Here is a 12,863-nt window from a genome sequence, read left to right as displayed (position 1 = left end):
AATTATTTTCTTTCGTCTATAATTAGTATACATTCAATTTTTGTTAAAAATATCGGATGTACAACTTAATTTTACTACCAAAACATTGCATACAAAACAACAAGAACAATGCAGATCGCATAAGATACAATATTGAAAACCTTACCTGTTACAAATGTTTTTCTACTAATTTCAATTCCTTTTTCATCATCTGCCCCTTTGTTTTGCATGTAACTAACCAATACTATAACAGCTGCAGATAACAAAGCAGTGTATCCCATTTGATCCAGGAAAGGAACATTCGGGAAAATGCCTTCAACAGAACTTCCTGCCAACCAGCCTTTTGGAGCAATTTTAAAGAACATAGCAATAGGAATTGATGATAAAACACCAATAATAGCACCTTTATTTGTTGTCTTTTTCCAGAACAATCCCAACAAGAACACAGCTAAAATACCCGGACTAACCACGCCGGTATATTCCTGAATAAACTGAAATGCCTGATCTATACCTCCCAATAACGGAGCAACAATTCCGGCTATTATTAAAGCACCTGCAGCAGAAAGACGACCAACATTTACAGTTTCCTTATCGGTAGCATTCGGATTAATATATGGTTTGTAAATATCCATTGTAAAAATAGTTGAAGTAGAATTCAACATAGATGCCAATGAAGACACAATAGCCGCTGCCAAAGCAGCAAAAGCTACCCCTTTCAATCCTGATGGTAGAAATTGCAATAACCATGGATATGCTTTATCTGCGGCATCCATTGTTGGAATGTTGTCCATTGATCCCACACCCAAGCGTGCCATAATTTCCGGATCGTTAACCATTACAAAAGCAGCAATACCTGGAATTACAACAATTAAAGGAATGACCAATTTCAGAACACCTGCAAATACAATTCCTTTTTGAGCTTCGCCCAACGATTTTGCAGCTAATGTTCTTTGAATAATGTATTGATTAAATCCCCAATAATATAAATTTGCAACCCATAAACCCCCAACAATTACTCCAATTCCAGGAAGATTTACATACTGACTGTTTGCCTTATCCAAAATCATTTGAAAACTATCCGGAGCCACTTCATAAATGTGTTTAAATCCTGCAATGACACCTTCACCACCAGATACATTATTTAAGGCCAAATAGGTTGTGATCAGACCTCCCATAATTAAAAATACAACCTGAATAACATCAGTCCATGCCACAGCAGAAAGTCCACCGTAAAGAGAATAACTGGCAGCAAACAAAGCCAAACCAAGAATTCCATACATCATAGGAATCCCCATAATTGTTTCCATAGCCAATGCTCCCAAATAAAGAACAGAAGTTAGGTTTACAAATACGTACAATGCAATCCAAAATACTGCTAGAATGGTTTTCAGATTGGTCGAAAATCGTTTCTCCACAAACTCAGGAATGGTATACAATCCCTTTTCGATAAAAATTGGCAAAAAGTATTTACCTACAATTATTAAAGTTAAAGCAGCCATCCATTCGTAGGAAGCAATAGCCAAACCAATTGCAAAACCAGAACCTGACATTCCAATAAACTGCTCTGCAGAAATATTTGCAGCAATTAAGGAAGCTCCAATTGCCCACCATGGCAAGGATTTACTAGCCAAAAAGTAATCATCGGCATTTTTTTGATGTCCCTCTTTATCGCGGGATACCCATAAGCCTACTCCAACAATTACCAATCCATATAAAATAAAGATGATATAATCCAGAGTTGAAAACGTATTTTCCATATTTAAGGATGTTTATTAGTTTTTGATTTATAATGTACTTTAGAAAGTTCCCGTAATCGCAATGCTGCACCTTCGGCTGTGATATCTCTTTGCGGCGTGCCCAACATTTCGTATCCAACCATAAATTTTTTAACGCTAGCCGAGCGTAATAATGGTGGATAGAAATGCATGTGCAAGTGCCACTCCGGATGCTCTTCACCATCGGTTGGTGCTTGATGCAATCCTGCTGAGTACGCAAAAGAAACCTCAAATAAGTTATCGTACATTATTGTCAGTTTCTTATATATATCTGCTAAATCAGTTTTTTCCTCATCGGTTAATTCCAATAAGTTCGAAACTGGTCTTTTACTAATAATCATGGTTTCGAAAGGCCATACTGCCCAAAACGGAACCAGAGCAACAAATGAATTGTTTTCAACTAAAATACGTTCTTTCTTCTCCAATTCACTATTCAAATAATCGAACAGCATGGTTCTTCCGTGCTTATCGAAATATTCTTTCTGAGTTTCTGATTCTTTCGATGTTTCTAAAGGAACCAATGCCGAAGCCCATATTTGACCATGCGGATGCGGATTTGAACATCCCATAATAGCACCCTTATTTTCAAATATCTGAACATAGCCAATATCCTCTCTGGATCCGAGTTCGTCGTATTCTTTACACCAAAGATCAACCACTTTACGGATATTATCCACTTCCATTTCCGGAACTGTTAAACTATGATCAGGACTAAAACAAAGCACTTTACATACTCCTGATTCGCTCTCCGCTTTAAAAAGTTCACCATCTTCAAATTTCCCTTTCGGAGTATCCTGCAATAAAGCACTAAAATCGTTCTGAAAAGAGTAAACATCCTTGTAATCAGGATTATTCTCACCCCCAACACGCTCATTACGCGGACATAGGTAACAATTTGGATCGTGAGGCGGACGAACATCTTCCACTACTTTTTCAACTTGTCCCTGCCAAGGTCGTTTCGATCTGTGAGGAGAAACCAATATCCATTCTCCGGTTAAAGGATTGTACCTTCTGTGAGGATTCTCTATATAATCAAACTTATCCATCATTATCAATTATTGATTATGAGTTATGAACTAAATAGAAAGCTTTTACTCATCTGTTAAAAACAATTCTCTTTAGTTCATAATTCAACACTCATTATTCTACACGTTTGCCTCCATCGCCAATTTCAGCAACATAAAACTCTCCTTTAATTCCGGTTTTTTCGAAATATTCGGCACCCACTTTTTTAATAAATTCATCAACAAATTCATCTTTTACCAAACTTACTGTTGAACCACCAAAACCACCACCGGTCATCCGTGAACCTATAGTTCCTTCAATCTTTCGGGCTGCAGTAACCATTGCATCCAATTCATTTCCTGTCACCTCATAATCATCGCGAAGCGAATTGTGCGACTGGTTCATTAATTCCCCAAAAGCCAACAAGTTACCCAATTTTAATTCTTCCACTGCCTTTTTAGTACGCTCAATTTCAGTAACCACGTGGCGGGCTCTTTTTCGTACAATATCGTTTTCAATATTTACTGATAAAGAGTTGAATTCTGCCGGACTTAATTCACCCAAGTTGGCAATTAACTTTGAGGGGGTAATTGCATCAACAGCAGCCCGGCATTCATCAACCCGTTCATTGTATTTTCCCGCATCCAAACTATGCGGACTGTTCGTATTTCCTATAATAATTTTAACTCCAGATAGTTTTACAGGCACCAATTCGTACTCAAGACTATCACAGTTCAAATAAATTGCATGATCCTTTTTTCCCATTCCGGAAGCAAATTGATCCATAATTCCGCACATCACACCTGCAAATTCATGCTCTGCTTTCTGACTGTACTTTACGATGGTCAATCGATCCTGACCAAACTGAAATTCCTCATTAATTGCAACACCTGTTACTACCTCTAATGAAGCAGAGGATGACAATCCTGCACCATTGGGTACATTTCCCCAAATTAAAATGTCGGCACCTGTATCCGGCTTTTGTCCGTTCTTCACAAACTGAGCAATTACGCCAATTGCATAATTTACCCATGTTCCTTTAGGCAAAGGATTGCATAAAGAATCCAAATCAATTTCCTGTACAATCTCCTGATTCAAAGAGCGAAAACGGAAAGACTTTCGTTCAGTTTTACGAATCAAACAATAGGTTCCAAATGATAATGCACATGGGAAAACAAATCCCCCATTATAATCAGTATGTTCTCCAATTAAATTCACCCTGCCCGGCGAGAAATATACATTACAATCACCGGCTCCATAAAAATTTTCAAACTCTTTTTTCAAATTATCAACACGCATAACTTTTTCTTACTGGTTGGTACTGGTCGGTAAATATAGATGTTTTTAATTAATTCCCAAAAAACTTTTTACTATTTGAAATTCTTCTGTTTTAACCTCCCTACAAAGATCCTCTTCGAATCAAACGGGATTTATTCTCTATCAAGTCTTTTTTCGATCCCAACACCATTTCTGCCAATATTTCCCCCATCTCTTTAAAATCAGTACTTATTGTTGTTATACCATCGGCAACAACTTCTTTCAATGGTGTATCATTGTAGGAAATAATCCCAAGCTCTTCTCCTATTTTAAGTTGCTTCCTATTTGCCTCTTTTACTAAATAGACCAGGTCATTGTCATTGGAAACTATGTACGCCTCAGATTTATTAATTACATGTCCCTGAATACTTTCAATCACTTTAAATTCCCATTGACTTGCAAACTCTTTTGCGAATTTCTTAAATCCCTTCATCTGTCCGACCGGTTCTTTTCCCCCAGGAAAAACCCAAAACAACTTCCTGTATTTCTTTAACAAATCAGATCCTGAGGAAAGCGCAGAGAATACGTCTTTTTCAAAATTCTGATAGACTGCAGGATAATGCTTCTTTAAATTTGCATTGGTTTGATCCAAAATGTACACTTTATCCTGAGGCAACTGTTTTAGCACCGAATAGGCATCTGTAAATTTTGCCGGCATAATAACATAGGACGTATATTTCCCATTGTTATTCTCAATCAACTCTTTAAATACTCTTTCGTTAAAATGATGAAAGTAAATATCAACAGTAGCCAGCCCCTTCAAACTCTCCAGAAAGGAATTGTACAAAATTTCTTTAAATGTATTAAACTCCTCGAAAAGCAAGAAAATCTTGTGCTTTAACTGAGTAATATTGCTCTCCAAATAGTAACCTTTTCCCGGTACAGATGAAATAACTCCCCGCGCCTTTAACTCGTTAAAGGCAACCAGTACAGTATCCCGGGATAAATTAAACTCCTTGCATATCGCATTGATTGAAGGCAACTGATCGCCAATAGCAACATCCCCGTTTTCAATAGATTGATACAAAGAATTTATCAATTGTTTGTATTTTGGAACTCCTGATTCATTAGAGACTGTAAAGAGATTTGAAGGCATACTGCATTGATATTTAGATCGTAATTGAAAAAACAAATATAATCATTTTTTCAACTGTTGGGTACTGGTTGGTGAGCTTGTCGATTTATTCAATAAAAAGTATTAAACAAAAAAAAGACAGCCACAAGGACTGTCTTTTTAACTACATACTAAACTGTTACGACTTATAAATCAATAAAATTAATCTTGTAAGCTGGGTCATCCGCATTAATTAATGAGAATGTACCATTTGTATAACCAGACAACCCTCCTGAATTTTCAATAAAATGACCATTTGTATTAAACAATAATTGAATTAACGGTTCAAATATTGGAGCATTAGCTCCTGCATTATTCACTCCTGTTGATGTAAAGTATACTTTACCATCCTCTTTTACTTCATAAGTGAATTCAAACCAAAAATTTCCGAAATTTGTTTGTATAAAAATATATGGCACTTCTGTTGGACTCGAAATAGCATTTAAATAATATCTGCTAATAGTAAGGCCGTAATCTTCATTCAACTGAGCTTTATAAGCATTGAAAAAATTCAAATATGCCCTGCTTGATTTACCACTCTCAATGAAATTATTAAGAGCATCCTTAGATCCAAAAGCATATGGCGATAAAGGTAAAACTGGCTCCTCAACAACCTTAATAGTTACACTGGTTTCATCAGTAGATTGAAAAGTGTTTGCAGCCTCATCAAAAACAAATTCGGCTGCCTCAACACCATCGCCAAGAACTAAAGCAGGTTGAAAAATCATTCCACTAGCCGTTACATCGTAGCTGTAAAACTCAGTCTTAATTCTACCATCAACAAGAGTATTAACCTGTGCTTTACCACCAGGATTTAATGCTATCTCGATTTTATAAGTTGTATTGCCTTCAATAACAACTTCCTTAAACACAGACAAAACATCAATCTTATCGGTTAGTTCCTTGGCTTTAACGATATCGTCAGCCGTTCCTTTATAAAATGTCAATTTGGTTTTATTAGCTCCTCTATCAGTTTTACTAATAAAATCTATTCTGTCATCAGCTACTTTGTCAAAAAGGAATTCGTATTCTCCAGTGGTCAAGTTTTCTTCGTAAATAGCTTGAAAAACAGAGTGGCTTTCGAAAACCAATTCAGGAACTTGAGAGGAACTAACCCTATAAGTAATCGTTCTATCATCAGCACCATCATTAAATGTTGATTGAAATTCAACAGTATTGTCCTCATTAAATTTCATGAAAATCGCAGATCCTGAATAATATGCAATCCAGTAACCATCATCTTTAGTTAGTGTCGTTTTATATTCATTTAGTACCTTATTCAATCGTGTTTCGGGGCTATCTTCAAATATGGGATCTTGTTCGTTGTCGCAAGACGAGAATAAGAATAAAGAAGCCATAAGTATATATAGTATTCTCTTCATGGTTTTTCGTTATTTAGTTATTTCAGCAATTTTTCTCATAATCTCATCGCGAATTTGATCCAGATCTATTTCAAACTTCTCCATGTAATAGTCCTTAATCATTTTAAGTTTTACCGCAATAATATCTCTACCTGCATTTATTTCAGTTGCATCAGCAGCAGGATCTAATAGAATAGGATCTCCATCTTTATCTAATACAGGATTCCCGTCTGCATCCAATTGTGCATACTTAGCTTCTGGTTCATGAGTTAGATATCTTTCTTCGAAAGCTGCCTTATCAGAAGTGATATAAAGTGATAACAACTCACAAAAATCTTCCTGAACATCCAATGTTCCATAATTTGATACCATCCCTAATGTAATAGCCTCGCGAGAGATTCTTGGATTACTCGCTTGTACATCACCTGCTAAATTCAACCAGTTATTCGACTTATAATTCTCAGGACTGACTTCTTTCCAGCCATCTGGCAAATTATGTCGCTGATGAATGATATGACCATATTCATGCTCTGCAGTTCTCAATTGCTGTAATAGCCATGTTGTATTAGTTAAGTCAAAATCATTTACCTCCGTAAAAGTAATTCGAGCACCAGCATCGGCATATCCTAAAATCTTAGACATACCATCTGGTTCCCACATAGGAGAACCAACAAATACAATTTCCGGTGGAAAATGCTCGTTCATAAATTCATTACCAGCCTCAGTCATGTTAAAAGGAGCAAGCCAGAAATCTTTGATGAAATCCCCCATAGGGATGCATAAATCTCGGAGTGCAGGTGTTACTCTTTTAGTATCATCTACTAAATTATCGTCCCATTTCCATCGGACTGCTGTCCCATATACGTCAAGGAAGTTATCTCTGAAGTAAATACTGATGGGATCGTTTGATTCCTCTATCACTTCGGGCACGTAAACGGCATCGTCTTCACTATCGCAGGCCGAAAATAAGCCTAAGAATAGGATACTAAATAATATCGTGAATTTTTTCATTTCAATTTGTGTTTTAGCGTGGATTCTTTGCAATTCCTCTTGAAGTAGCATTTTGAGGAATTTGTAAAACTTTTCTCAAATCATCTTTTTCAAGCGTTATAATATCTCCATCACTGGTTACGTGCTCAATGGCAATATGGTGTCTTTTAATATCGAACCAACGCATTCCTTCTTGAAGAAATTCTTTTCTTTTTTCAGATAGAAGCAAACTAATTAAAGCAGATTTCTCATCAGGAAGTACATCATTTCCTGCTTCATCTTTTGTAGTATAATAAGTTTGAATATCATCAATTGTTAAAGTTTTAGCACCTGTGTATCTAGAATTACCTAGTATATTAAAATCGGCTAAAGCTGCAGTGAAATTATTCAATTCAATATTACACTCAATTCTATTGAATACGAGTTCTTCACCACGAAAAACAGGCTGTACGAAAAATGGATAACCAGTCGTTGCAGTTAAACTTTCTTTATAAAATTCCTCTTTAAATTTAGCCGTTTCAATTGCATATTTGCCATAACCATTATCTCTTAAATCAGTACCATCCCAAATATTAGAATTCCAATATAAATTTCTCCATACCGAAATAGAGGTTCTATAACCATAATTACTTCTCAAACCAACACTAACAAGTTTCTCAACAATAAGGATATTGCTAGGATCGGTATTTTTAACAAAAAAATTTCTTTTCGCAGTTGAACCAGATTGACTACTAAAAGCAGCGAGATCTTTAAGATAAACAGGATTTACAGAATTAACGCCTAATATCATATCAGCGTATTTAATACTCTCGGTATAGTCACCTTTATACATATAAAATCGACAAGCAAAAGCCTTTGCAGCTGTTGTTGTAAAATGATATTTTTTACTTCCAGAATAATATTTGTTAGACAACAGTTTTAATCCATCGGTAAGATCTTTTTCGATTAGAGTATAGGTTTCGAACAATGTATTTCTTTCATATTGTTTTATTAATACATTTTCGGATTCAAGAACATAAGGAATACCTAAATCAGTTTTAGAAGTAGCCTCATTGTAATTGTTAGAGAATAAGTTTGCAAGCATGAAATGTGCGTATGCTCTACAGAGCAAAGCTTCACCTTTAATCGCATTTCTAAAAGCTATATCATCAGATTTTATCTTATCTAAAGCGTCAAGAGTGGCATTTGCTTGTGAAATTGCTTCGTAGGCATTATTCCAATAATTGGTAGGCGTATTGGATTCGTCCAACTCATCAAGTTCTTTCCATAGAAAGATATCAGTCAATTTTGTAAGCTGTTGATTTGATTCAATATATTCAGAATCATCAGTCATCCAATCCGTAAAAAAATAATCTCCCTGAGGATAAGCAGCTACTAATATTTCAGAAGCTTTTTCAAGTGTGTTTGCTTCAATTCTGTTATCAGGGGTTTCGTCGAGATAGTCGGTACAACTCGAAAAAAACATGAGCAGAACAACTGAGGATATTATATTTATTTTTTTCATTTATTTTAAATTAATTTTCATTAACAAAACCAATTTTCATTGGTGAAATTTCACTTAGGTTTACTCCAATTAGAATCCTACATTTAGTGAGAACGTGAATGTTCTTGGAATTGGAAGAGAAACACCACCAGAACGGTAGAATTCTGGATCTAATCCATTCAATTTTTTATCAGAATAAAGCAATAGGATATTCTGAGCCTGTAGTGAAATTTTGGCACGTTGGATGCCTAAATTATTAGTGAATGATTTTGGGAGATTGTATCCCAAGCTAATGGTTTTTAGTCTAATAAAACCTCCATCAGCAACCCTTACATCTGATTTATTGTATAACTCATAAAGGTTTAAGCTTTGTGTATCCAAATCCTTATCGAATCGTCTATTTAAGATAGCTGGCACAGTGGTAAAGTTCTCATCTCCTGGTGAAAACCAACGATTTTCCATATCTTTCGAAATAGATGAATATCCAAATTGACGTAAACCTGTTGATCCTAACTTAAATAAGTCGTCTAGTCTAACCTTATTACCTGCACGGAATACAATTCCAATCCCTAACGAGAAATCTTTATATTTAAATGTATTGGTCATACCTCCTGATATTGGAGCATCTAAGACACCTTCGTATTTCAGATAATCCATCACATTTTCAGAGGTTTGAAAGTTTACATTTTCGTTAATTGGATTTCCTGCACTATTAATAAATGTTGGTAGACCTTGATTTGTTAAACCATCGAAGCGAACAGAATACAAACCTCTACGTGGTTTTCCTAAATAATCACCTCCCGTGTTTCTAACATAATCACCAATTCTGTCGACGTTCTCCAATTTTGTAATTTCACTAGTATTATAATCAACATTAATACTAGTAGTCCATTTAAAATTATCATGAGTAATATTTACAGTATTTAGGGCTACTTCAAAACCCTCGATTTCCATATCTGCAAAGTTACCATACTTAAGAGCATCACCTCCAATACCTGAAGTGCGCACTGCCCCAACAAGGTCAAAGGCATTTCTTTTGTAATAAGCTACATCGGTGTACACTCGATTATTAAAAAATGCAGCTTCAGCACCTACACTGAATTCGTACATTTTCTCCCAAGATAAATCTTCATTGGCTAAATCTTCAACCTTAACACCAGTTTCTTTATCGTATGGTCTCCATGATTGGTAAGCCACTAATTTTTGAATTGCACTAGCATTAGGTCCCATTGTACCGTTCAATCCATAAGTTGCCTTTAAACTTAATAGGTTTATTTTTTCAGAATCGGCTAAGAAATTCTCTTCGCTCAAATTCCATTTACCACTCAAGTTCCATGAATTCAAATGGCGAGCAGCTTTTGTCTTACCCAGTTTATTAGAGCCATCGCGACGTATAGTACCGTTAAATGTGTACTTTCCTTTATATGAATATGCTCCATTCAAGAAATAACCAATATATCGGTCTCTATATTCTTCTATTCCTTCACGAGTCTGATTGTTCAGGCTAAGATATTTCGATAAATCAGGATGTTCATTAAACAACCCACCTCTATCGTATTGAACTCCCCATCCATCACTGGTAATTTCCTTTCGATTAGTGTATTTAACCTCTTGTCCTAAAAGAAAACTCATAATATGGGTATCTTCAATAGTAGGGTTCCATGAAACTGAATTACGAATAGAGTAAAAATCAAGTGTATTATTTACTGTATTGTAGAATCCGCCAGTAGGTAGAATCGAAATTGGATTCGAATTTGGTTTATCAGGATCTCTAAATAACAACTGATTGGCATCGCGAATAAACTGAGTGTCCATGGCTCGATAGGCATTAGCTTGATTTGAAGACTCATGTATTTTATGCTCTCTTAAAGCTGAGTTTCTTCTGGCTTGAAAAACCGAACTAAAGTTCAAATTTGTTGCTATTTCGTAATTTAGGTTAAGCTGGCCGATAACATCAGTTGCCACAAGATCCACAGTATTGTTATCCAGTTCGTGGATTATATTAAAAGGAGAGTAATCTCTTCTAAAGAATTCCAAATCACCCTTATCATCGTATGCACGAATACTTCTGCTCGTATTAAGAGCATAAGAAAATGGATTAATATCGAAATCTCTTTGGTAAACTCCATCTATAGCATTAAAGTCTCTGTCTTTAGAACCTGGTAATTTTTGGTCTCTATGATTTGTTGTCAATTTTATACCAATATCCAACTTATCAGTGACCTTAAAATCACCCTTCATAGTGGCAGTGTACTTAGTTACATTATCGGCAATTGTACTTCCACTATCGTCATATAAACTAATCGACGCGTAATATTTTGCTTTTTCAGTTCCACCTGAGAAACTAAACGAATGCTGTTGCGAAATAGAATTTTTGAATAAGGTTTTAAACCAATCGGTATTTGCATTTCCGTATTTTGATAAAAACTCTTCGTTTAATGATCCATCGGGCCCCCAGTTGATTATGCCCTTATCAATCTGATCATACATTTTACCCAATACTCCATAATCTCTCGCTTTTACTGATGAAGCTAAGTCTATCCATCCTTTTCTTTGGAGTTCTTTGTAGAAAGAAATTTCAGAAGCCGAATTCGCAATATCGAACTGTGAGTAATTGGGACGCTCCTTAACAGTTAAATTTCCGGCATAACTCACTTGCATTTTTCCGATTTTACCTTTTTTGGTGTTAATTACGATAACACCATTCATCGCCTGAGCACCATACAGTGCAGTAGCCGAAGCATCTTTCAAAACCTGAATGTCTTCAATGTCATCAGGATTTAAACCTGCAACACCTGAACTTAAAACCGTTGACAGATTACCAGAAGTTAAATCGTCAGCAGTTACTTCAACCAAATCTTCCAATATCACACCATCAACAACCCATAGTGGTTTGTTGTTACCATTAATGGATGCATTACCACGAATTCGGACTACAGGAGCTGCACCGAAAGTACCCGACACATTATCTACAGAAACACCAGCAACGGTTCCTTGCAAGAATCTTGATACATCAGGACTAGCAGCTAGCTTAACTTCTTCAGTACTAATTTTTGCAGCCGAACCGGTAAACAATCGTCTATCAATTTTCTGATATCCTGTCACAACCACCTCATCAATTTGTTCTGAACCTGCAACAAGAACAACATCTATTACTTTTTGATTCGTAACTGTGATTTCCTGAGTGTCCATACCAATAAATGAGAAAACCAAAATGGCCTCTGATGCATCCGGCAATTGAATGTTGTATTTTCCATCAATATTTGTGGTAGTTCCGATACTGGTACCTTTAATAAAAACAGAAACACCTGGTAACCCGACACCTGTATTATCAGTAACAACACCGCCAACCTTTTTTTCCTCCACAACAGGTTTTTCTTCTTTTGCAGGAGTTACAGGTTTAGCTGCTGGTTTAATGATAATGACCTCGTCTCTAATTTCATACGTAAGTCCGGTATCTTTTAAGCAATCCGTTAATATGGTTTGAACGCTTTTGGGTGAAGCGCTTATAGTAACATTATTTACTTCTTTAATGTCATCAACATTGTAAAGAAATGTATAATTGGTTTTCTCCTTAACTTTTGCGAAAACCTCAATTAAAGAACCTCCTGTCATTTCCAACTCCAGAATTTCGCCCTGAAGGTTTGCTAATGTCTGAAAACTAAAGACATTAACTACCAGAAACAAAAGCAAGAGTCTTTTTGCAAGAAATGGTTTTCTTTTCTGCATAAAAGACTTTTCCCGATTTTTTTTCATAATTTTGAATGTGATTTGGTTAGTACTGCATTTCTCCTCAAAAAGAAATGTTTATTGACTTTGCCGGGGTTTGTGGCTGCAAA

Annotated in this window: 8 protein-coding genes; all 8 read right to left on the bottom strand. The window is 35.8% G+C overall.

What is annotated here, in order from left to right; translation table 11 throughout:
- Positions 1-74: 74 nt before the first annotated feature.
- On the bottom strand, positions 75-1,736 hold the full coding sequence (locus ACY0M5_RS03740) for a sodium/sugar symporter (RefSeq protein ID WP_461630846.1): 1,662 nt from the start codon (positions 1,734-1,736) through the stop codon (positions 75-77).
- A 2-nt stretch (positions 1,737-1,738) separates the two neighbouring features.
- Entirely contained in the window at positions 1,739-2,803 is a 1,065-nt protein-coding gene (locus ACY0M5_RS03735) for a UDP-glucose--hexose-1-phosphate uridylyltransferase (RefSeq protein ID WP_321319791.1), read from the bottom strand.
- A gap of 91 nt (positions 2,804-2,894) precedes the next feature.
- Positions 2,895-4,058 (bottom strand): galactokinase, encoded by a 1,164-nt coding sequence (locus ACY0M5_RS03730; protein ID WP_461630845.1) that lies wholly within the window; start codon positions 4,056-4,058, stop codon positions 2,895-2,897.
- Positions 4,059-4,158: 100 nt separating this feature from the next.
- The gene (locus tag ACY0M5_RS03725; RefSeq protein ID WP_461630844.1) at positions 4,159-5,172 is read right to left on the bottom strand and encodes a substrate-binding domain-containing protein; all 1,014 of its coding nucleotides are present in this window, start codon (positions 5,170-5,172) and stop codon (positions 4,159-4,161) included.
- A 164-nt stretch (positions 5,173-5,336) separates the two neighbouring features.
- The gene (locus ACY0M5_RS03720; protein ID WP_461630843.1) at positions 5,337-6,572 is read right to left on the bottom strand and encodes a DUF4302 domain-containing protein; all 1,236 of its coding nucleotides are present in this window, start codon (positions 6,570-6,572) and stop codon (positions 5,337-5,339) included.
- Between the two features lie 9 nt (positions 6,573-6,581).
- Positions 6,582-7,562, bottom strand: coding sequence for a substrate import-associated zinc metallohydrolase lipoprotein (locus ACY0M5_RS03715; protein ID WP_461630842.1), 981 nt, complete (start codon positions 7,560-7,562; stop codon positions 6,582-6,584).
- A gap of 13 nt (positions 7,563-7,575) precedes the next feature.
- On the bottom strand, positions 7,576-9,045 hold the full coding sequence (locus ACY0M5_RS03710; RefSeq protein WP_461630841.1) for a RagB/SusD family nutrient uptake outer membrane protein: 1,470 nt from the start codon (positions 9,043-9,045) through the stop codon (positions 7,576-7,578).
- A 69-nt stretch (positions 9,046-9,114) separates the two neighbouring features.
- The gene (locus ACY0M5_RS03705) at positions 9,115-12,780 is read right to left on the bottom strand and encodes a SusC/RagA family TonB-linked outer membrane protein (protein ID WP_461630840.1); all 3,666 of its coding nucleotides are present in this window, start codon (positions 12,778-12,780) and stop codon (positions 9,115-9,117) included.
- Positions 12,781-12,863 lie beyond the last annotated feature (83 nt).

It is taken from the genome of Labilibaculum euxinicum (assembly GCF_963678175.1).
Lineage (GTDB): Bacteria > Bacteroidota > Bacteroidia > Bacteroidales > Marinifilaceae > Labilibaculum > Labilibaculum euxinus.
Note: the sequence above shows the minus strand (reverse complement) of the source record. Positions and strands in the feature narration are given on the sequence as shown.